Raw genomic sequence first — 21,289 nt, 5'->3', positions numbered from 1 at the left:
GCGGCTCCGCTCAAGGGGTTAACGGCGTTAGAGTAACGCTGTTAACCTATTGGTGTCGAGCCCTCGCGACGCGCCGGAGGTCAGCCGCGGAACTTGCGGATCGCCCGCAACCCCCGCCGCCCGGGCACGGGGAGGTCGTCGCGCATCTCCACCCATTCGGCGGTGGTCAACCAGAGCTGCTGGACGCGGGCGTCGGCGGTGTTGTGGAAAATGCGGCGGCCCCGGTCGTCGCGCAGTTCTTGCGCGACCACCGACCAGCGCGGCGCGCGGCCGTGCTCGTCCAGGTAGTCCGCCAGGTACGTCGCGATCGCGGTGCCGATCATGTTCACCGGGCGCAACGACACCCGGTTGCCGTACTGGGCCGCGTAGAAACGCCGTCCGGCGCACAGCGATCGAGGGTTGGCGTTGGAGGCGATCCACCCGGCGCGCTGGGCACGCTCGATCAGCCAGAGGTGTTTGACCGCAGACGGCGCGATATTGCCGACGCGGGTGCGGATCAGCGTCATGATCTGCTCGCTGCACAGCACGTCGCGGCGGGTGGGCCCATAGCCGTGCGCGGTCCAGTGCGCGTCGGCCAGTTTGGCCAGGGCCCGGCCGAAATCATCGATGCTGCGCTGGGCGCGGCGTCCGAGGCGTTCGATGCGCTCGGCCTCGCGGCGCATCTCGTTCTGCGCGGTCAGAGTGCGGATGGCGGCCATGGTGGGCACCTGGCCGCGCTCGAGCAGTTCCAGGATGGCGGCGGCGGTGGCCGGATCGGCTGCCGCGGTGACCGGCAGCGAGTCGCGCTTGATCGCGAACTCCTGCGGGCTGATGGCGCGGCTCAAGAGGGCGACGGCGGAGCGGTCGCCCGCGAAATCGGTGCTGGACAGCCAGGCGGCGGCGATGTCGTCACACGACACGGTGGACGGTCCTCCGGTGGAAGTGGGGGAATTGGCGCTGGTCACCCGTGGGCCGAGCTTTGTTGGTTGTGCCCCGGTCGGGATGAGGGACCGGCCGGGGTCACCAACCTGATGAAGGTTTGGCTACCGAAGTTGCCGACTGCCACGTTAGCCAGACGATTGCATCGGTGTCACCCATGGTGACGGTTTCGTTATATCCAAAAAGTCGAGGTAAACCGGGGTGTGAGTTCATATTTTCCGGCGCATGAGGGGTGTGGCGGCGGCCTGGTCCGGTCTTCGCCCGAGCAGCATGAGTGATAGCTCAAATGTTGCCACCTTGGATGCCATGGCGGGCTTCCGAAGAAGGCGGCGCGCATGTTGTGACTTGGATCACATATTGGCTCATCGGCTCGGCGGCGACCGGCGCACCAGGCGGGAATGTCCTTTGTCGGTGCGCGCCGGTAACCTCTGGCCGTGGCTCTGTACCGAAAGTACCGACCGGCAACGTTCGCTGAGGTGGTGGGTCAGGAGCACGTCACCGACCCGCTGAGTATCGCGCTCGACACGGGGCGGATCAGTCACGCCTATCTGTTCTCCGGTCCGCGCGGCTGCGGCAAGACCTCCTCGGCGCGCATCCTCGCGAGGTCGTTGAACTGCGCGCAAGGGCCCACTTCGACGCCGTGCGGCACCTGCCCGTCCTGCGTGGCCCTCGGCCCCGGTGGGCCGGGCAACCTGGATGTCATCGAACTCGACGCCGCGAGCCACGGCGGCGTCGACGACACCAGGGAACTGCGCGACCGCGCCTTCTACGCACCCGCCGAGTCCAGATACCGGGTGTTCATCGTCGACGAAGCGCACATGGTCACCACCGCCGGGTTCAACGCGCTGCTCAAGATCGTCGAGGAGCCGCCGGCGCATCTGATCTTCATCTTCGCGACCACCGAGCCCGACAAGGTGCTGCCCACCATCCGTTCGCGCACGCATCACTACCCGTTCCGGTTGCTGCCGCCCGCCACGATGCGCGGGCTGCTCGGCCGGATCTGCGAACAGGAGCACGTGCCGGTCGAAGAAGCGGTGTATCCCTTGGTGATTCGCGCGGGCGGCGGTTCGCCGCGCGATAGTCTGAGCGTGCTCGACCAGCTGCTGGCGGGGGCGGGCCCCGAGGGCGTCACGTATACCCGCGCGGTCTCGCTGCTCGGCGTCACCGACGTGGCACTGATCGATGACGCGGTCGAGGCGCTGGCCGCCGACGACGGCGCCGCGTTGTTCGGCACCGTCGACCGGGTGATGGAGGCGGGCCACGACCCGCGCCGTTTCGCGGTCGACCTGCTCGATCGCTTCCGCGACTTGATCCTGTTGCGCGCGGTGCCCGACGCCACCGAGCGCGGGCTGGTCACCGGCCCCGGCGACGTGCTCGACCGGATGCGCGATCAGGCCGCGCGATTGGGCCCGGCCACCCTGACCCGGTATGCAGAGTTGTTGCACGAAGGTCTCGGGGAGATGCGCGGCGCCACAGCGCCGCGGCTGCTGCTCGAAGTCGTCTGCGCGCGCATGTTGCTGCCCTCGGTGTCCGATGCGGAATCGGCCACGCTGCAGCGGTTGGAACGGCTGGAGCGCGGCCTGGCCGGTGGCTCCTTCGCCGCCGCCCCCTCCGCGTCCTCGTCGCCTGCTTCCGCCCAACCCGCGACAGCGGCCGGATCACCGTCCGATCCGCCCCGCCGCCGGGGTGCGGAGGCGCTGGCGGCGATTCGTCGCGAGACCCGTGGAGGTGGCAGTGCGGAGGCGGGTTCGGGAAGAGGCCCCGAAGCCGCTGTTGCCGCGCCTGCCGAAATCGCCGGACCTGTCGCCAGTGCCGAACCAGCGGTAAGTCGACTTCCCGGTGCGGCCGGTTCCGCGGCCACCGGGCCGGGCGGCCCTTCCGGTGGAGATGAGAACGACGCCGGTGCCGGAGACCCACACCGCGCAGCGCGCGCCGATGCCGAATCTTCGGTCGCGTCGCCCGAGAGTGCCGATCGGCCTGCGCCTGCCGGGGAACCGGCTGCCGTCTCCGGCGGTAAGCCGCCGGGCACGGCGGAGGGATCGGCGGCGTCGCGGAGTGATGCGTCCGGTTCCGCAAGGTCCGGATCGACGGATATCGCTGCTGCGCGTGGTGAAGCCCCCGGTTTCTCCTCCGCAGGCGCACAGGCGTTCTCCGGAGACGAGGCGAGTCCCGGCGCCGCCCCGTCGACGGCGGGTCCCGCGAGGTCGGGCGGACCGGTGGCGTCACCCTCCGCCGAACCGGTCGAAGAACGCGGCGAGGTCGCCGATCCTTCCGCCGCCAAGAGTGTGCCCGGCGACCAGGATCGATCCGTGGCGCGCGATCGTCGCGCGCCGGAGACGGGGCCGCAGGAGTCCGGAGCCGATCGATCGTCCTCGGTCGCGCCGAGCGGTGATCTGCTGCGCGAAGTGGAAGCCGCTTGGGTGGACATCCGCGCCAAGGTGCGCGAGTTCGGCGCGGCGGTGCAGGCAATGCTCGCCGGTGCCTCGGTTGCCCGGGTGGAGGGCGAGGTCATCGTCTTCGCGCATCAGCACGCGCCGCTTGCCCAGCGATTGTCCGATCCGCGCAATCTGGAAGCGGTCCGCTCGGCGGTGCGGGCGGTGCTCGGCCGTGACCATGAGGTGCGCTGGGAAGCGGGCGGCGCGGCGCCACGGCCCGCGGCGGCGCCACGGTCCGGCGGTGTGGGGAATCGCACGCGCGGACAGGCGGGCAATCAGCCTGGACGTGAATCCGGCAACGCGGCCGGCCGGGCTTCGGACGCCGCCCCGCCGCGGTTCTCGCGCCCGAGCCAGGCGAAGAACGCGAGCACCGACAAGCCGGGGAACGGGGGCCGTGCGCGCGCGAGCGGCGCCGAGCCGCGCCCGTATCCCGCGGACGACGACATCCCGCCGCCCGACTACCCCGACCTACCGGACGACCCGGGTCCCGCGGATTATCCGCGGTACGACGCCGAGCCGGGCGGAAACAGCAGCGCGGCCAAGAGCTGGGACGGGGATGGTGTGATTCCCGCCCCGACGCCGGAAGAGGAGCAGGAGATGCTGGCCGCCGCGGCCGATCCGGTGGCTCCCGGCGATCGGCGCGACCCGGACGAGGTCGCCCTCGAATTGCTGAAGAGTGAGCTGGGTGCCACACGGCTGGATGGTTGACAACCACCGCTCCTACGACGTTAAGTTAACCGGAGTTCGCACCCCACGGTAGTATGAACGGGTAGCCGTGAGCTTCGGTACACCGACGTTCTATGGTATGCCCAGGCGTACGGACGACCGGAACGTGCGTCCGCTGTTGCTTGCCTGGTTTTGTACAGCGTTAGGAACGGTCGGCCGCAAGGCCGGTCGGCGAGGTCAGCCGCAGCCACGCCGCACCCGCGGTGTCGCCGCACACCAGCGCTCGGACGGACGAGGGTCCGGCCGCCGCACATTGAGGAAGGAACACTCCGATATGACCACAGAGGCCTACATTTACGAGGCCATCCGCACCCCGCGCGGCCGTGGCAAGAAGAACGGCTCGCTGCACTCGGTCAAGCCGATCGACCTGACTGTTGGTCTGATCCAGGAGCTGCGCGGCCGCTTTCCGAACCTCGACGAGGACCGGATCTCCGACCTGATCCTCGGCGTGGTGGCGCCGGTCGGCGACCAGGGCGCCGACATCGCCCGCACCGCGGTCACCGTGGCAGGCCTGCCCGACACCGTCGGCGGATTCCAGCTCAACCGCTTCTGCGCCTCCGGCCTCGAGGCCGTCAACCTGGCCGCCCAGAAGGTCCGCTCCGGCTTCGACGACCTGGTCATCGCCGGTGGCGTCGAGTCCATGTCGCGCGTGCCGATGGGCTCCGACGGCGGCGCCTGGGCGCTGGACCCGGCCACCAACTACGACACCTACTTCGTCCCGCAGGGCGTCTCCGCCGACCTGATCGCCACCATCGAGGGCTTCAGCCGCGACGATGTCGACGCCTACGCGGTGCGCTCGCAGGAGCTGGCCGCCAAGGCCACCACCGGCGGCTACTTCGCCAAGTCGATCGTCCCGGTCAAGGACCAGAACGGCATCGTCGTGCTGGACAAGGACGAGCACATGCGTCCCGGCACCACCGCCGAGGACCTGGCCAAGTTGCAGCCGTCCTTCGCCGTGATCGGTGAGATGGGTGGCTTCGACGCGGTGGCGCTGCAGAAGTTCCACTTCGTCGAGAAGATCAACCACGTGCACCACGGCGGCAACAGCTCCGGCATCGTCGACGGCGCCGCGCTCGTGCTCGTCGGTACGGAAGAGGCGGGCAAGGCCTCCGGCCTGACCCCGCGTGCGCGCGTCGTCGCGACCGCCACCAGCGGCGCCGACTCCACCATCATGCTCACCGGTCCGACGCCGGCCGCCAAGAAGGTGCTGGCCAAGGCGGGTCTGACCCTCGACGACATCGACCTGGTCGAGATCAACGAGGCGTTCGCCTCCGTGGTGCTGAAGTTCCAGAAGGATCTCAACGTCCCGGACGAGAAGCTGAACGTCAACGGCGGTGCGATCGCGATGGGCCACCCGCTGGGTGCTACCGGCGCGATGATCACCGGCACCATGGTCGACGAGCTGGAGCGCCGGGGTGGCCGCTACGCGCTGATCACCCTGTGCATCGGCGGCGGCATGGGCGTGGCCACCATCATCGAGCGGGTCTGACCCCAACCGACAGCTGAAGATTTACGGCGGCGTGAGCGTCAGCCCGGAAGCGGCAGCCTGCGTAACCCACGTAGGGCCGCGAACGCCGCTAATTCACCTAGGAGACATAAAGCTGTGAGCGAAACCAACATGATCGGTTGGGAGCAGGATTCGGACGGCATCGTCGTGCTGACGATGGACGACCCGAACCAGGGCGCCAACACGATGAACGAGCTGTACAAGAAGTCGATGACCGCCACCGTCGACCGGCTCGAGGCGGAAAAGGACAACATCACCGGTGTCGTCCTGACCTCCGCGAAGAAGACCTTCTTCGCCGGCGGCGACCTGAAGAACATGATGAAGGTCGGTCCGGAGGACGCCCAGGCGCTGATGGACGAGCTGGCCGAGATCAAGGGCGCGCTGCGCCGCTTGGAGCAGCTGGGCAAGCCGGTCGTCGCCGCCATCAACGGCGCCGCGCTCGGCGGCGGTCTGGAGATCGCGCTGGCCACCCACCACCGCATCGCGGCGGACGTGCCCGGTTCGCAGATCGGTCTGCCGGAGGCCACCCTCGGCCTGCTGCCCGCGGGCGGCGGCGTCATCCGCACCGTACGCATGCTGGGCCTGCAGAACGCCCTGATGCAGGTGCTGCTGCAGGGCCAGCGCAACAAGCCGGCCAAGGCCAAGGAGATCGGCCTGATCGACGAGCTCGTCGGCTCGGTCGAGGAGCTGGTCCCCGCCGCCAAGGCGTGGATCAAGGCCAACCCCGAGGCCTGTGTGCAGCCGTGGGACAAGAAGGGCTTCAAGATCCCCGGCGGCACCCCGTCCTCGCCGGCCTTCGCGGCGAACCTGCCCGCCTTCCCGGCCAACCTGCGCAAGCAGATCAAGGGCGCGAACATGCCCGCGCCGCGCGCGATCATGTCGGCCGCGGTCGAGGGCTCGCAGGTCGACATCGACAACGCGTCGCTGATCGAGTCCCGCTACTTCGTGCATCTGCTCACCGGGCCGGTCGCGAAGAACATGATCCAGGCGTTCTTCTTCGACCTGCAGACGATCAACAACGGCGGTTCGCGTCCGAAGGACGTGCCGAAGAAGGAGATCAAGAAGGTCGGCGTGCTCGGCGCGGGCATGATGGGCGCGGGCATCGCCTACGTCTCGGCCAAGGCCGGCTACGAGGTCGTGCTCAAGGACGTCTCGATCGAGGCGGCCGAGCGCGGCAAGAACTACTCCGAGAAGATCGAGGCCAAGGCGCTCTCGCGGGGCAAGACCACCGAGGAGAAGTCCAAGGCGCTGCTGGACCGGATCAAGCCGACCGCGGACGCGGCCGACTTCGCCGGCGTCGACTTCGTCATCGAGGCCGTCTTCGAGAACACCGAGCTGAAGCACAAGGTGTTCCAGGAGATCGAGGACGTCGTCACCCCCGACGCGCTGCTCGGCTCGAACACCTCCACCCTGCCGATCACCGGTCTGGCGACCGGCGTGAAGCGCCAGGAGGACTTCATCGGCATCCACTTCTTCTCGCCGGTCGACAAGATGCCGCTGGTGGAGATCATCAGGGGTGAGAAGACCTCGGACGAGGCGCTGGCCCGGGTGTTCGACTACACCCTCGCGATCAAGAAGACCCCGATCGTCGTCAACGACAGCCGCGGCTTCTTCACCTCGCGCGTGATCGGCACCTTCGTGAACGAGGCGATCGCCATGCTGAAGGAGGGCATCGAGCCCGCCACCATCGAGCAGGCCGGTCTGCAGGCGGGCTACCCCGCCGCGCCGCTGCAGCTGTCGGACGAGCTGAACATGAAGCTCATGCAGAAGATCGCGAAGGAGACCCTGGAGGCCGCTCAGGCGGGCGACACCACCCTGGGCGTCAAGCGGCACCCGGCGCAGGACGTCATCGACTACATGGTGTCCGAGGGTCGTCCGGGCCGCTTGGAGAAGGCGGGCTTCTACGAGTACGACGAGAACGGCAAGCGCACCGGTCTGTGGCCGGGCCTGCGTGAGCACTTCAAGACCACGACCGACTTCGGCGTCCCGATCCAGGATCTGATCGACCGCATGCTGTTCGCGGAGGCGATCGAGACCCAGAAGTGCTTCGACGAGGGCGTGCTCACCTCGACCGCCGACGCCAACATCGGCTCCATCTTCGGCATCGGCTTCCCGGCCTGGACCGGTGGTGTGCACCAGTTCATCGTCGGTTACCCCGGTGGCCAGGAGGCCTTCGTGGAACGCGCCGACTACCTCGCCAAGACCTACGGCGATCGCTTCGAGGTCCCGGCCTCGCTGCGCAAGTAGTCTCGCGCCGTACGCATCGGCGAAGCCCGCCACCGCTTTTCGCGGTGGCGGGCTTCCGTCGTTTCCCCGCCCGTTCACCCGCGCGCCCTTTCGGCCGGATATGTTGGCAGCCGTGCCGAGACGTAGTCACCGTGTTCTGATCGCCAGTTGTGCCCTAGCGCTCGCCTCGGCGCCGTCGGCTGCCGCCGATCTCGCGGGCGGCCACTCGGTGCGGTTGCTGGGCGAGCAGGTGATCGCACCGGGCCTGGAATTCGAGGGCACCACCGTCGGTGGGCTCTCCGGGATCGATTACTCGGCACACACCGGTGCATTCGTGCTGATCAGCGACGATCGGTCGAACAAGGACCCCGCCCGGTACTACACCGCGCGTATCGAGGTCGGCGATCGCGGGGTCGGCCCGGTCACGTTCACCGGCACGCGACCGCTGCTGACCGTTACGGGCGCCCACTACCCGCCGATGTCGGTGGACCCGGAAGAGATCCGGGTCGATTCGTGGACCGGCGACTACTACTGGACGCAGGAAGGCGAGCGGGACGGCGCCGTGCTCGCGGACCCGTCGGTGCGGATCGCGCACCCGGACGGCTCGTATGCCGGTGAGCTGCCGATTCCGGAGAACGAACGGATGCGGGCAGGCTCGGGTCCCCGGCAGAACCAGGCGCTGGAGGCGGCGACCTTCCTCGCCGCGGGCACGCTGTTCGTGACCGCCACGGAAGGGCCGCTGTTGCCGGACGGACCGGCGGCTACCACCACGAACGGAGCGCTCGCGCGGATCACCGTCCAGGCTCGATCCGGACCTCTGCTCGCCCAGTACGCGTATCCGATGGAGCCGGCCTTCGCCGGGGCGAGTCCCGAGCCCGCCCGTGGCGGGAACGGGATCGTTTCCCTCCTTGCGGCCGATCCGCTGGATCCGGCGAAAGTCCTTGTGCTGGAACGCTCCTACGCTCCTGACGCAGGAAACAAGGTTCGCCTCTACGAGGCCGATCTGAGTGCCGCGACCAATATTCTCGATGCCCCGATCGGTCCCGCCCGCCCGGTGGCCAAGCGGCTGGTCGTCGACCTCGACCACGTCGGACTCGCCGCCATCGACAATGTGGAGGGCATGACCTGGGGTCCCCGCCTGCCCTCCGGCGAGCGAACCCTCGTTCTGGTCAGCGACGACAATTTCGACAGCCGCCAGGTCACCCAGGTCATCGCCCTCGCCCTCGCCTAGGCCGGGGCTGCTCGAGGCGGCCTGACATGCGGCGGTGACGCTGCGGGCCGGCCGCTACGCGCGCCGATTCCACGATCGAGCGTCGAGCGGCGTGCGAACAGGCGGAGTGGGGGGACACGCGCTGTCCTGTTCGGAAACACCTCCCGCGTGCTCGCGCACCGCGCTACGTTGGAGTATGCGCAGACATATCGGACACCGCGTCCGGGGGTCGGCGCGGAGTTGGTCGCCGATGTCGCCGATTCGAGGTGAGTGCGAGGTGATCACATGAATCCACAGACGCGTTCGGGCCGGGTGGGTCCCGATGCGACTGCGGCCGAAGCGAACACACAGCGGCAGCCGCCTCTCGCGATCGCCGATGAACTGGAGGCGATGGGCCTGTCCGGTGCGGTGGAAATCGGCCGCGGCGGGTTCGGGGTGGTGTATCGCTGCGTTCAGACCGCGTTGGACCGGGTGGTCGCGGTCAAGGTCCTCTCTTCGGAGATCGACGCGGAGAGCCGGGAGCGGTTCCTGCGCGAGGAACAAGCCATGGGCAAGCTGTCCGGCCACCCGAATATCGTCGACATCCTCCAGGTGGACGTCACGCTGACCGGAATGCCGCTGATCGTCATGCCGTACTGCACTCACGGGTCGCTGGAGAAACTGATCCGCGATCAAGGCCCCTTGACCTGGGCCGACTCTCTGCGAGCCGGTGTCAAGCTTGCGGGCGCGATCGAGAGCGCGCACCGCGCCCGAATCCTGCACCGGGACGTGAAACCGGCCAACGTCCTGCTCAGCGGCTACGGCGAGCCGCAGTTGACCGATTTCGGCATCGCCCGCATCCCGGGCGGGTTCCGCACCTCGAGCAGCATGATCACCGGTTCGCCCGCGTTCACCGCGCCGGAGGTCCTCAAGGGCGACGAGCCGACCATCCGCTCCGATGTCTACGGCCTGGGCTCGACGTTGTTCGCCTTGCTCACCGGGCACGCGGCCTTCGAACGGCAGGCGGGTGAGCGGGTGGTCGCGCAGTTTCTGCGCATCACCACGCAGCCGGTGCCCGACCTGCGCGAACAGGACATTCCGCCGGATGTGGCCGACGTCATCGAACAGGCCATGTCCCCGAATCCGCGGGATCGCCCGGCCAGCGCCTACGAGTTCGGCGAGATGCTGCGCGCGGTGCAGCGCAGCCACGACCAGTTGCCGGACGATATGGCGCTGCTGGACACCACGCAAGAGCCCGAACCGACGACCCATACCGCTGTCGGCGGTCCGACCGTGGCGTGGACCGGCTCCCGCCCCGCTGTCACCGCGCGGCGCAGCTGGCCGCTGACGCTGCGGCCGGTCGTCTCGCAGCATTCGGGCGCGACCACGACGCCGCCGACGGCCGTCACCAAATTCCGTCCCCCCACACCGACACGGGAGCCGATACCGCGGCCGCGTCTGCTGGACATCCTGCGCGGAGGCGGGCGGCGCAGGCTGGCGGTGATCCACGCTCCCGCGGGATTCGGCAAGAGCACGCTGGCCGCGCAGTGGCGCGCCGAACTCGCCGAAGGCTCAGCCGCGGTCGCCTGGATCGGCATCGACCGCGACGACGACAACGAGATCTGGCTGCTCGCCCACCTCATCCAGGCGATCCGCCGGGTGCATCCGGACGTCGGCGCCGGTCTGGACCAGGTACTGGAGGAGCGGCCCGCCGACGCCGTCGCGTTCGTCGTCCCCACGCTCATCGACGAGATCCACGCCGCCGGCAAGACGGTCGTGGTGATCGTGGAGGACTGGCATCGGATCACCGACGCGGGCGCGCATCGCGCGATGGAAGCCCTCCTGGACAACGGCTGCCACCACCTGCGTTTCGTCGTGACCAGCCGGGAGCAGTCCGGCCTGCCGACGGGGCGGATGCGGGTGCACGACGAACTCGTCGAGATCGGCTCGGCCGCATTGCGCCTGACCGAGGCGGAGACCCGGCAGATCCTGGTCGACCGCAACGGGTTCGATCTGACCCCGGACCAGGTGACCGAAATCCACACCGCCACCGATGGCTGGCCCGCTGCCATCCAGCTGGTCGGGTTGTCCCTGCGCGGCAACGCCGACCCCGCCCAGCTGATCGCCACACTCTCCGAGGGCAATCACGGCATCCGCGAATACCTCGCCGAGAACGTGCTGGACACCTTGGAACCGAGGATGCTCGAGTTCCTGATGTCGATCGCGGTGACCGAGCGGGTATGCGGTTCGCTCGCCGCGGCGCTGTCCGGGGAGTCGGACGCCGAACAGCTGCTCGAGCAGGCGGAGCAACGCGAGCTGTTCCTGCGGCGCATCGAGCACGACCCGGAGTGGTTCCGGCTGCAGCCGCTGTTCGCCGAGCATCTGCGCACCCGGCTCGACCGCGTCCACCCCGGGAAACTGAAGTCGCTGCACCGCAAGGCTTCGCGCTGGTACGCCGAGCATCAGCTGCTGCGCAAGTCGGTCGATCACGCGCTCGCCGCGACCGACCTGAAGATGGCGTTGGACCTGCTCGAGAGCGGCGGGATGGACCTGATCGACGGTTCCCGGCTGGCCACGCTGCTGGGCAGCGTTTCGAAACTGCCCATGCAACAGGTCGCGTCGCGCTCCAAGCTGTTGATCGCGGTGGCCAGGGCGAACGTCAACTTGCAGCAGTCCGGCGCGGCGCGCAACGCGCTCGGCAGGCTGTCGAACATCCTGGCCCGGGGCTCCACCGGTGACGCCGACGTGCGCCTGCAGCGCTGTCAGGCCGCGGTGCTGGCCGCTTCCGACCAGATCGCGCGCGACCACACCGAGGGCGTCCTGGATCGGGTCGCCGACTGTCTCCAGCATCCGGACGACCTACCCGCATGGACGGTCTCGACCGCGGCGAACCTGACGACGTTCGTGCACCTGTGCGGGTTCGACTTCGAGGGCGCCAGGCAGACACAGGCTTGGGCGCAGGAGTACCACGAACGCTCGAAGGATCCGCTGGGCCTGGTCTTCGGCCGCTGCGGCGAAGGCGCGGCCGCCTACGAGCAACTCGACGTCGCCACCGCCACCCGCTGCTTCCAGCAGGCCTGGGATTCCGCGCACGAGCGCTCGGGTCCGCGCTCGCACGCGGTGCGCGTGACCGCCGCGCTGCTCGGCGAGATGAGCTACCGCCGCGGGGATCTGGAGACCGCCGACCGGCTGCTCGACGAGAGCCACGAACTGGTCACCCGGGTCGGACCGGTGGACTTCCTGATCTCGACCTTCGTCGTCGGCGCCCGGGTCAAAGCGGTCCGCGGCGATCTGTTCACCGCCGCCACGCGGCTGGACGAGGGCGCGCGCATCGCCGCCGACAACAGGCTGCCGCGGCTGGCCGCGCACATCCGGGCGGAACGTCTGCGGCTGGGCATGCCACTGGAGGCCGCGGATCGCCGATACACCGATCCCAGCGAGCACACGCCGCTGCAAGCGGGTCATCGGCTGACCGGCGCCGCCCTGCTCACCGCCGAGGCGGAGGAACTCGCCGCGATCCGCGTGCTGCTCGTCGAACATCGGATGGGTTCCGACGACCGGGCGGTGCGCCGTGCCCGCGCGCTGTACGGCCACACGCTCGAGAAGGACCGCCCGCGCGCGCAATTGGACGCCGCGCTACTACTCGCGGAATGCCTGGCCGCCTCGGGCTGGGTGGGCGAGGCCACCAACCTGCTACTGCCCTCCGTCGCGACCTGCGCCGACCTCGGCTGGACCAGGCCGCTGCTGGACGCGGGCCCCGGCGTGGTCGGCATCCTGCGCGTGCTGCACGCCGACCTGCCCGCGTCGGCGCAGGTCGGTGACATCGAGCTACCCGCCCCGTTTTTGGCCGAACTCCTGAACGAGGCGGGCAGCCAGGCCTACTGAACGAAGCGGGTTACGGCTGCCACCACGGGCGCAGCGGTACGGTCCAGTCGCCATCGGCGGGCAGTTTGACGCCGAGCACCTGGTGCAGCTGAACCACGTTGCGCTGGAAGCCGAGCCGGCAGCCCGCCATGTACAGGCCCCACACCTTCGCGGTGCCCTCGCCGACCTCCGCGACGCAGGCGTCCCAGTCGGCGACCAGATTCTTGCACCATTCGTGCAGCGTGAAGGCGTAGTGCTCGCGCAGGTTCTCCTCGTGCAGCACTTCCAGCCCGATGTTCTGGATCTCGGAGATGATCCGGCCCGAACCGATCAACTCGCCGTCCGGGAACACGTAGCGGTCGATGAAATCACCCGCCTTGGTGGTGCGGGTGTTGTCCGGGCGGGTGATGCAGTGATTGAGGAACAGGCCGCCGTCGCGCAGCTTGCTCTTGATGTAGTCGAAGTAGAACGGGTAGTTGTGCACCCCGATGTGCTCGGTGAGCCCGATCGAGGACACCGCGTCGAATTCGCCCTCCGGCACGTCGCGGTAGTCGGAATGACGCACTTCCGCCAGGTCGCTCAGGCCTTCCTCGGCGATCTTCTTCTGCGCCCAGTCCGCCTGCTCGGCCGAGAGCGTCGCACCGATCACCTTGACGCCGCGCTTGGCGGCATAGCGCACCATGCCGCCCCACCCGCAGCCGATGTCGAGCAGTCGGTCGCCCTCCTTCAACCGCAGCTTCTCGAACACCAGGCGGTATTTGTTCTCCTGCGCTTGCTCCAGCGTCCAGTTCTCCTCGCCGTAGACCGCGCAGGTGTAGGTCATCGACGGGCCGAGTACGTACTCGTAGAAGGTGTTCGAGACGTCGTAGTGATGATGGATGGCTTCGGCGTCGCGGGTCTTGGAGTGGCGCAGGCCTTCGAAGGCGATGCGGCGCCAGCGCGGCAGGGTCTCCTGGGGCGGCGGGGCGACCGGCTTGAGCCGCTCCCAGCCGAGGGAGCGCGCGATGGTCACCAGAGCCAGCGCGGAAGGCCGCCGGAACTTCAGCCCGTCCAGCGCCTTCAGGATCTCGTACGGATCACCGGGGTGCACGCCGGTGATGGTCATGTCGCCGGCGATGTAGGCGCGGGCCATGCCCAGGTCGCCGGGAGCCGTCGCCAGATAGTTGATGCCGCGCGGGGTCCGGATCTCCAGTGTGTACTGCGAGTCCTCCGGGCCGGTCGCGCTGCCGTCGTAGGCCGTCAGCCGGATCGGCACCGGGCCCTCGACGAGGGTCTCGAAGATCTCGGCAATGCTGAGCTTGGTCCCGAGATCGGCGAAGACATCGGAACGGTCCTTGAAAGTCGTCATTTGCGTTGCACCGCCTTCGAATACAAATCCAGCAGGCGCTGGTCCGGGTCATAGCGTTTCTTGAGTTCGGTGTAGGTGGTTCCGCCGTAGAGCGCCGCGAACTCATCCTTGCCGTAGAAGGAATCCGAGTACAGCGACTTATGACCGTCGAACTCGGTCACCGTGCGTTCGATGGCGCGGTTGGCCGCGCCTTCTTGCTGCCCGGGGACGGTGGGCACGGCCGACCAGAATCCGACATTCACGTAGGTCCGGTCCGGCTCCAAGGGATATAGCGGCCAGGTCCGTTCGCCCGGCAGATTCGTGGCGCCGGTCTCGCGCAAACGCAGCGGGCACAGCCAGATCGGCTCGATCGGGACCTCGCGCAGGAACCATTCCACGAAGTCGGCGGTGCGTTCCACCGGCACTTCGACGTCCTGCACCACCCGTTCGCGCGGAGGGTTGCCCTTGCGGGCTTCCAGCCTGTCACCGATGTGGTACTTGTGGTCCAGCGCCACGAGCTTCCAGTAGAAGCTGCTGCGCCGGTAGCGTTTCGGCCAGAACCGGCGGATCTTGGGGTTCTGCGCGCCGAAGGCGCGCGAGCACCAGAACCAGTCGGTGTCCCAGCGCCACAGGTAGTCGTGGATGGTCAGGCGGTCGCGTTTGGGCGTGTCGCCGTCGTGCTGGATGGACCGGTAGTAGATGTCCATCCCGGTGTAGTCGCCGACCGGGCCCGGCTCGTCGGTCCCGCGGCCCAGTGTCAGGTAGCTCTCCTCGGCGGAGAACACGACGCCGTCGAGGTAGTCGACTCGCTCGCCCTCGTAGGTCCGGTCCGCGACGATCGTCGCGAGGGTGGCCTCCAGTGCGCGCAGATCACGAAAACGCACGTGCCGCAGCGCGACGTACGGCTGCACCCGTTCCAGTTCGATCTTCAGCCGGACCGTGTAGCCCAGCGTGCCGTAGGAGTTCGGGAAGCCGCGGAACAGATCGGCGTGCTCGTTGTCCGGCGTCGCGGTGAGGATCTCGCCCGCGCCGGTGAGCACGTCCATCTCCAGCACCGACTCGTGGGGTAGACCGCTGCGGAAGGAGGTCGACTCGATGCCGAGGCCGGTGACCGCGCCGCCCAGCGTGATCGTCTTGAGCTGTGGAACGACCAGCGGCACGAGCCCGTACGGGAGGGTGGCGGCGACCAGCTCCTCGTAGGTGGTCACGCCGGCGACGTCGGCGGTCTCGGCGACCGGGTCCACCGCGATGACCCGGGTCAGCCCGGAGACATCGAGACCGGGCGCGGGGTTCGCGGCCCTGGCGCGGAAGAGGTTCGAGGTCTTCTTCGCCAACCGGACGTTGGCGTGCTCGGGTATCGCGCGGTAACTCGCCAATAGGCGGTCGACGCCCGCTCGATGCGCGGCAAATCCTGATTCGCGTGCGGCCGGTGCGTGTCCGGCCTTCCCCAACAGACTCACTGCCACCCCTCGACGCTAGTACGGACGATACGGCGAGGCCACCGCGCGGCCACGGTCGTGGAGAAATGTCACGCATATGTTGCGAAAGGGAATACCGAATTGTCCGAAGAAGTTCGCCACACGGTCTGCCCTCGGCGTTTTCCCCCGACCCGGACAGGGCAGGATGGGTCTGTCGAGACACCGCATCCGGACAAGGAGCTCATTGTGGGACAGGTCAGCGCCAGTAGTTCGATCGACGTGGCAGCGGATCCGCAGCGCGCGCTGGAGGCCATCGCAGACTACGACACGGTGCGTCCGCGCATTCTCTCGTCGCACTACCGCGACTACAAGGTGGTTGAAGGCGGCAAGGGCGCGGGAACCGTCGCGGAATGGACTTTGCAGGCCACCGAGAAGCGCTCGCGTAACGTGCACGCGGTCGTCTCGGTATCGGATTCCATTGTCACCGAGCGTGACTCGAATTCGACCTTGGTGAACACCTGGACCGTCACCCCGGAGGGCGCGGGCGCGCGGGTTACGCTGCGGACCACCTGGAAGGGTGCGGGCGGCGTCAAGGGCATTTTCGAGGGCATCTTCGCGCCGCTGGGCCTGAAGAAGATCCAGGCCGAGGTACTCGCGAACTTGCAGCGCGAACTGGCCTGATCACGCGGCGGCGATATCGAAGAGATTGCCTTCCGGGTCGGCCAGTGTCGTCCACTTCGTGCCCCACTCGTCGAAGTCGCCGATGTGCTTCGCGCCGAGGTCGATCGCGCGGCGCACCTGCTCGTCTCCGTCGGGAGCGTGCAGATCCAGGTGGATCACGTTCTTGCCCGGGTTCTTGTCGGGCACCCGGATGAACATCAGCACCGGGGTGGCGCCCGCGGTCCGGCCGACGGTGGCGAACTCCCGGCTGGCGTCAGGGTCGACGGGAGCCTCGAGTAGTCGTGCCCAGAATTCGGCAAGGGCGCCCGCATCGTCGCAGTCGACGGTGACGTGGGCGATCGAGAGCGTCATGGATATCTCCTTGTTCACGGTTGGGCGATGGGCCAGCACAGTTCGGTTCGGTAGGCGGCGGGATCGTCGGACACGTCCGGGCCGAGCAGGTACAGCTCGCGGATCGGTTCGGGCAACGCCACATCGTGTTCGGCGACATGACTGCCCAGTGCGCCGTAGGTGCGGTCCAACTCGTCGAACGAACCCTCGTGCACGGTGACGGCGAACCGGCGCTCGGGCAGTTCGACGGCGCAAACCCCTGAGGGCAGGACGATGCCTGCGTCGGCGACCGGAACGAACGCGACGACCTCGCCCTCGTCCTCTTCGAAGAAGCCGGTGCCGTAGGTCGCCCCGCCGACACCGGCGGGCGCGATCCCGGCGGTGGCCAGCGCCTCGTACAAGGTTCGGAATGCCACTTCGCACCATGCGCCGATGTGTTCCCGGGCCACCACCGCGCGCAGGGCCGCAGCCGGGAACGCCGGAATTACGCGATATTCCACGGCGATCGGGGCCGAGGGGGTCAGCAGCGAACGCAGCGATGCCACGACCGCGCGGGTACGCATCAGCTCCGCCTCCATGCGCTCCAGATGCTTACGCAGCGCGGTGTCGCGGGCGTCCTCGTCCGGCGCGGCGAGCACGGCGCGAATCTCCGGTACCGGCATGTCCAGTTCGCGCAATCGCCGGATCAGCTGTGCCTGCGCCACCTGCGCCGTCGAGTACCGCCGATAGCCCGACCTCGCGTCGACGCCGACCGGAGCGAGCAGGTCGATCTCGTGGTAGTAGCGCAACGTCTTCACGCTGAGGTGGCTCAGCCTGGAGAACTCCCCGATGGGGACGGTTGCCGTCATGGCACCAGCCAACACCCTCCAGCGGCGGGAGGGTCAACGGCGCCCGGTGTTCAGGCGAGCGCGAAGGTCAGCAGGAGCGTGGTCTGCAACGCGCCGCGCCACCAGGAGTAGCCGAACCACACACCCGGGGTGACTTCCCGGATCTCGTCGTAGACCTGCGGCGACGGGGAGGGGGTGTAGTTCAGCGCCCAGGTCGGCTGCCCGTCGGTGAGAGCGGGGGCCACGTAGACGTCGGCGCGCCAGCCCTCGATGCCCGCGCCGGTGAGGCGGTTCATCAGGTAGCCGCCGTCCGGGCCGGTGTAGAAGGTCTTGCCGATCCACAACGGGGGTGCGATGGCCTGCATGACCGGAGGGCGGGTCACCCAGCCCGACTTCACACCGGTCGGAACCGCGCCCAGCGGCGCGGCGCGGAAGATGGCGTCCTGCTGCTGCGCCGAGCACCGCGAGCGCAGTGAATCGAGAGTCGCGGCCTTGTCGTCCGGGTAGAGGACGCAGCCGTTCCCGTAGTCGGCGACGGCGGGGGTGGTCTCGGCCTCGATGGCCTCTTGCCCGTCGATCACCTCTGTCGACTCGACGATCTCTGTCGACTCGACGATCTCTGTCGACTCGACGATCCCTGTCGACTCGACGATCCCTGTCGACTCGACGATCCCTGTCGACTCGACGATCCCTGTCGACTCGACGATCTCAGCCTCGACGATCCCCGTGTCGGCGGTGGCTGCCGGCCCGGCGGCGCCGAGAAAGACACTGGGAACACCAAGCGTGAGCACCAGGGCGCTCAGCAAACGTGCACGGGCTGCGATCATCTTCGTCTCCAGATTTGGCACACCGGTCTCGATCCGGTGTCGATGGTAGGGCGCTGTGGGTCGATCTCCACCGGAACTACCCAACCTGTTATCGACCATGCGCCACGCACATCAGGACTGTCGGGCCGCGCCGGGGGCGCGGTGCGGCAGGACTAGGCTGGCCGATGACACCTTCTCCAGAGAGGACCCTCCCGTGCAGCCAGGTGGTCAGTTCGACATGCAACAGTTGCTCGCTCAGGCGCAGCAGATGCAGCAGGCGGTGATGGAAGCCCAGGCCGATATCGCGGCGACCGAAGTGGAAGGCGCGGCGGGTGGTGGGCTGGTCAAGGTCACCATCAAGGCCAGCGGCGAGGTGCTGTCGCTGACCATCGACCCGAAGGCCGTGGATCCCGACGACGTCGAGACCCTGCAGGATCTGGTCATCGGCGCGGTCAACGACGCGATGTCCAACGCCCAGCGCATCGCCGCCGAACGGCTCGGACCGCTGTCCGGCGGCCTGGGTGGCGGTTCGCTGCCCGGTTTCTGAGCCGAGGTAGCAGTTGTACGAGGGTCCGGTCCAGGATCTGATCGACGAATTGGGCAAGCTGCCCGGCGTCGGTCCGAAGAGCGCGCAGCGCATCGCCTTTCATCTGCTCGGGGTGGAGCCGCCGGAGATCGACCGGTTGCAGGCCGCGTTGCAGAAGGTGCGCGACGGTGTGCAGTTCTGCGTGACGTGCGGAACGGTCTCCGACGGGCAGCTGTGCCGCATCTGCGCCGATCCGCGCCGGGACCGGACCATGATCTGCGTGGTCGAGGAGCCCAAGGACGTGCAGGCGATCGAGCGCACCAGGGAGTTCCGCGGCCGCTACCACGTGCTCGGTGGCGCGCTCGACCCGCTCAGCGGTATCGGTCCCGACCAGTTGCGGATCCGGGAACTGCTGGCGCGCATCGGAAACCAGGAGGACGGCGTCGACGTCAGCGAGGTGATCATCGCGACCGATCCGAACACCGAGGGGGAGGCCACCGCCACCTACCTGGTCCGGATGCTGCGCGACTTCCCCGGCCTGAGCGTCACCAGGCTGGCGTCGGGCCTGCCCATGGGTGGCGACCTGGAGTTCGCCGACGAACTGACCCTCGGACGCGCGCTGTCCGGGCGGCGCGCGCTGTAGCGGCCTCGCCCGTTCGGCCCGCGGGAAGACAACGCGTCCGAACTCGGTGAAAGCGAGTCCGGCGAGCGGTATTGCGCCCTGCCGCGGGTGGGTTACCGTGTCGTGGATGAGCATCGAATTCCTGCTGACGACGCTCGTCATCGTCGCCACTCCCGGCACCGGCGTGCTGTTCACGTTGGCCGCCGGACTGTCCCGCGGCGCGCGGGCCAGCGTGATCGCGGCTCTCGGCTGTGCGCTCGGAACCGTCCCGCACGTGGTCGCGGCGATCACCGGCCTGGCCGCGCTGCTCAACGCGAGCGCGGTCGCCTTCCAGACGCTGAAGTACCTCGGCGTCGCCTATCTGGTGTACATGGCTTGGACGACGTTCCGGGACAAGGGCGTGCTCGCGATGCCGGAGCCCACCGAGCCGACGGCCCCCTCGGCGCGGAAAGTGATCACCTCGGCGGTGCTGCTCAACCTGCTCAACCCGAAGCTGACCATCTTCTTCTTCGCGTTCCTCCCGCAATTCGTGCCCACCGGCGCGCCGAACGCGTTGGCTCGCATGCTCGAGCTGAGCGGCATATTCATGCTCGCCACCTTCGTGGTGTTCGCGGTCTACGGCGCTTGCGCCGCCGCCGTCCGCGACCAGGTTGTCTCCCGCCCCGGAGTCGTCACCTGGATGCGCCGTGCCTTCGGCGCCTCGTTCCTCGCGCTCGCGGGCAGGCTGGCCGCCCAGAACCAGTGACCGGGCTCAGACGTCGACGCGGGACCAGGGCAGGCCGGGGAAGCGGGTGCGGTCGTCGTTGGCCCAGTCCCAGATGAGGGCGGCGACGGTGGCGGGGTCGGGGACTGTGGTACCGAAATGCTTGTCGGGTGCGCCGTCCCGGTATTCCAGGGTGTAAGCGCCGGAGTTCTCCCGGTAGGTCTGGATGTAGAACTGCTCACCGCGTTCGACGACGAGGTACGGGTTGGGTGGGCTGAGCTCCGGAATCCACTGCTCGATCAGCGCTTTGGTCAGGTAGGGGAACTCGCCCGCGCCGCCGTGGGTGACGGTGGCCCTGACGTGCCCGGCGGGATCGATCAGCCAAGCCAGTTGCGGGTCGTAGACGGCGTAGTTCAGCGGTGTGGCGAGTTCGAACAGCAGGTGCCGCACGAAGCCGATCGCGTCGTAGGGACACGGCACGTAGAGCGCGGCACCTGTGGCCGCCCCGCCGACCGGAACGGTGCTGAGAAAGCTGTCCTCATCCGGCAGTTCCGCGTTGCGTCTGTTCAACTCGGCCGCGATCCGCGCGACCGCGCCCGACTCGGGGACGCCCTGCTGGGTGCTCAGGTAGGCGTCGACCTCCGCGATCGACGACGCGACACCGGACGGCAGCAACACGTGGTCATAGCTCACCGGGCCAGGGTACGGAACCGCTCAGGCGCGCCGGGTGACCGCGTCGTCCTCGGTGCACCGGCAACCGCCTGCGAGGGCGCGGCAATCGAGGACGAACGTGTGCCGGACATGGCTGAAATCGAGGCAGTGTTCGTCGGTGCATTCGGCGATCCGGCTCGCGTGGACGATCAAAGTTCCGTGGCAGTGGTCGAACGCGGATTCGCAGGATGAACAACCTGGTGTACGCATGGGACCTCCTGACGAGATCTGAGTCGTGATTCGGTGATACCACCGGCCCGGCCGATGCGGGGGGACCTGGAGCCCGTGTGTCGCGTGCTCGCGTTTGCGCAATTTCACTGCAACCCTGTGGCCAACAGGGTGGTGAGGGCTGCGGTTCGCCTATCAAATGCGGTACTACATGCGAAAATGGCCACACAGCCCACAAATGTGGAGCGGTGGAGGTGATCGTTCCTATTCGGGTGTGAAGCATTCGGCGACCGTTGGGCACACCT

At 68.3% G+C, this 21,289-nt stretch carries 17 protein-coding genes; 9 read left to right on the top strand and 8 right to left on the bottom strand.

Features of this window, described 5'->3' with window-relative positions:
- Window positions 1-80: 80 nt before the first annotated feature.
- Window positions 81-944: a hypothetical protein gene (locus GVY39_RS22815; protein WP_223520080.1), complete on the bottom strand. Its 864-nt coding sequence runs from the start codon at window positions 942-944 to the stop codon at window positions 81-83.
- A gap of 408 nt (window positions 945-1,352) precedes the next feature.
- Here GVY39_RS22815 and GVY39_RS22810 point away from each other — a divergent pair, with 408 nt between their 5' ends.
- From GVY39_RS22810 to GVY39_RS22790, 5 genes are all read left to right on the top strand, one after another.
- Window positions 1,353-4,061 (top strand): DNA polymerase III subunit gamma and tau, encoded by a 2,709-nt coding sequence (locus tag GVY39_RS22810; RefSeq protein WP_159927819.1) that lies wholly within the window; start codon window positions 1,353-1,355, stop codon window positions 4,059-4,061.
- A gap of 292 nt (window positions 4,062-4,353) precedes the next feature.
- The gene (locus GVY39_RS22805) at window positions 4,354-5,568 is read left to right on the top strand and encodes an acetyl-CoA C-acetyltransferase (RefSeq protein ID WP_159927961.1); all 1,215 of its coding nucleotides are present in this window, start codon (window positions 4,354-4,356) and stop codon (window positions 5,566-5,568) included.
- A 114-nt stretch (window positions 5,569-5,682) separates the two neighbouring features.
- Complete coding sequence (locus GVY39_RS22800; RefSeq protein ID WP_159927821.1) at window positions 5,683-7,833, top strand: 3-hydroxyacyl-CoA dehydrogenase NAD-binding domain-containing protein; 2,151 nt, start codon at window positions 5,683-5,685, stop codon at window positions 7,831-7,833.
- Window positions 7,834-7,945: 112 nt separating this feature from the next.
- A complete protein-coding gene (locus GVY39_RS22795; protein ID WP_236565609.1) occupies window positions 7,946-9,043 on the top strand; it encodes an esterase-like activity of phytase family protein in 1,098 nt (365 codons plus the stop codon).
- Between the two features lie 264 nt (window positions 9,044-9,307).
- Window positions 9,308-12,886 carry a serine/threonine-protein kinase gene (locus tag GVY39_RS22790; protein WP_159927825.1) on the top strand — a complete coding sequence of 1,193 codons (3,579 nt, stop codon included), beginning with the start codon at window positions 9,308-9,310 and terminating at the stop codon, window positions 12,884-12,886.
- A 10-nt stretch (window positions 12,887-12,896) separates the two neighbouring features.
- On the opposite strand, the gene GVY39_RS22785 is transcribed toward GVY39_RS22790, so the two are convergent.
- Complete coding sequence (locus GVY39_RS22785) at window positions 12,897-14,213, bottom strand: class I SAM-dependent methyltransferase (protein WP_159927827.1); 1,317 nt, start codon at window positions 14,211-14,213, stop codon at window positions 12,897-12,899.
- On the bottom strand, window positions 14,210-15,652 hold the full coding sequence (locus GVY39_RS22780) for an FAD-binding oxidoreductase (protein ID WP_159927963.1): 1,443 nt from the start codon (window positions 15,650-15,652) through the stop codon (window positions 14,210-14,212). Before GVY39_RS22780 ends, GVY39_RS22785 begins: the two co-directional genes overlap by 4 nt.
- Window positions 15,653-15,856: 204 nt before the next feature.
- On the opposite strand from GVY39_RS22780, the gene GVY39_RS22775 reads away from it, so the two are divergent.
- On the top strand, window positions 15,857-16,291 hold the full coding sequence (locus GVY39_RS22775; protein WP_159927829.1) for an SRPBCC family protein: 435 nt from the start codon (window positions 15,857-15,859) through the stop codon (window positions 16,289-16,291).
- On the opposite strand, the gene GVY39_RS22770 is transcribed toward GVY39_RS22775, so the two are convergent.
- Genes GVY39_RS22770 through GVY39_RS34550 form a run of 3 tightly spaced genes read right to left on the bottom strand, consistent with a single transcriptional unit; the run spans window position 16,292 to window position 18,275 of the window.
- A complete protein-coding gene (locus GVY39_RS22770; RefSeq protein WP_159927831.1) occupies window positions 16,292-16,642 on the bottom strand; it encodes a VOC family protein in 351 nt (116 codons plus the stop codon).
- 14 nt (window positions 16,643-16,656) lie between these two features.
- The gene (locus GVY39_RS22765; RefSeq protein ID WP_159927833.1) at window positions 16,657-17,469 is read right to left on the bottom strand and encodes a MerR family transcriptional regulator; all 813 of its coding nucleotides are present in this window, start codon (window positions 17,467-17,469) and stop codon (window positions 16,657-16,659) included.
- A 50-nt stretch (window positions 17,470-17,519) separates the two neighbouring features.
- Complete coding sequence (locus GVY39_RS34550) at window positions 17,520-18,275, bottom strand: hypothetical protein (RefSeq protein ID WP_236565610.1); 756 nt, start codon at window positions 18,273-18,275, stop codon at window positions 17,520-17,522.
- Between the two features lie 193 nt (window positions 18,276-18,468).
- On the opposite strand from GVY39_RS34550, the gene GVY39_RS22755 reads away from it, so the two are divergent.
- From GVY39_RS22755 to GVY39_RS22745, 3 genes are all read left to right on the top strand, one after another.
- Complete coding sequence (locus tag GVY39_RS22755) at window positions 18,469-18,801, top strand: YbaB/EbfC family nucleoid-associated protein (protein ID WP_159927835.1); 333 nt, start codon at window positions 18,469-18,471, stop codon at window positions 18,799-18,801.
- A 13-nt stretch (window positions 18,802-18,814) separates the two neighbouring features.
- Window positions 18,815-19,423: a recombination mediator RecR gene (gene recR, locus GVY39_RS22750; RefSeq protein WP_159927837.1), complete on the top strand. Its 609-nt coding sequence runs from the start codon at window positions 18,815-18,817 to the stop codon at window positions 19,421-19,423.
- Window positions 19,424-19,529: 106 nt separating this feature from the next.
- On the top strand, window positions 19,530-20,147 hold the full coding sequence (locus tag GVY39_RS22745; protein ID WP_159927839.1) for a LysE family translocator: 618 nt from the start codon (window positions 19,530-19,532) through the stop codon (window positions 20,145-20,147).
- Between the two features lie 6 nt (window positions 20,148-20,153).
- Here the strand turns inward: GVY39_RS22745 and GVY39_RS22740 are convergent, their stop codons facing one another.
- Together GVY39_RS22740 and GVY39_RS22735 are read right to left on the bottom strand one after the other, a co-directional pair.
- Window positions 20,154-20,798 (bottom strand): hypothetical protein, encoded by a 645-nt coding sequence (locus GVY39_RS22740; RefSeq protein ID WP_159927841.1) that lies wholly within the window; start codon window positions 20,796-20,798, stop codon window positions 20,154-20,156.
- A gap of 21 nt (window positions 20,799-20,819) precedes the next feature.
- Window positions 20,820-21,026 carry a hypothetical protein gene (locus GVY39_RS22735; RefSeq protein WP_159927843.1) on the bottom strand — a complete coding sequence of 69 codons (207 nt, stop codon included), beginning with the start codon at window positions 21,024-21,026 and terminating at the stop codon, window positions 20,820-20,822.
- Between the last annotated feature and the right edge of the window lie 263 nt (window positions 21,027-21,289).

It is taken from the genome of Nocardia sp. CY15 (assembly GCF_009829295.1).
GTDB lineage: Bacteria > Actinomycetota > Actinomycetes > Mycobacteriales > Mycobacteriaceae > Nocardia > Nocardia sputi.
This window is presented reverse-complemented; position numbering and strand designations above follow the sequence as displayed.

What these genes read in the sequence shown, in the direction of transcription:
- GVY39_RS22805 (WP_159927961.1), top strand. Translation starts at nt 4,354, where the DNA reads ATGACCACAGAGGCCTACATTTACGAGGCCATCCGCACCCCGCGCGGC.
- GVY39_RS22790 (WP_159927825.1), top strand. Translation starts at nt 9,308, where the DNA reads ATGAATCCACAGACGCGTTCGGGCCGGGTGGGTCCCGATGCGACTGCG.
- GVY39_RS22785 (WP_159927827.1), bottom strand. Translation starts at nt 14,213, where the DNA reads ATGACGACTTTCAAGGACCGTTCCGATGTCTTCGCCGATCTCGGGACC.
- GVY39_RS22770 (WP_159927831.1), bottom strand. Translation starts at nt 16,642, where the DNA reads ATGACGCTCTCGATCGCCCACGTCACCGTCGACTGCGACGATGCGGGC.
- GVY39_RS22765 (WP_159927833.1), bottom strand. Translation starts at nt 17,469, where the DNA reads ATGACGGCAACCGTCCCCATCGGGGAGTTCTCCAGGCTGAGCCACCTC.
- GVY39_RS34550 (WP_236565610.1), bottom strand. Translation starts at nt 18,275, where the DNA reads ATGATCGCAGCCCGTGCACGTTTGCTGAGCGCCCTGGTGCTCACGCTT.
- GVY39_RS22745 (WP_159927839.1), top strand. Translation starts at nt 19,530, where the DNA reads ATGAGCATCGAATTCCTGCTGACGACGCTCGTCATCGTCGCCACTCCC.
- GVY39_RS22735 (WP_159927843.1), bottom strand. Translation starts at nt 21,026, where the DNA reads ATGCGTACACCAGGTTGTTCATCCTGCGAATCCGCGTTCGACCACTGC.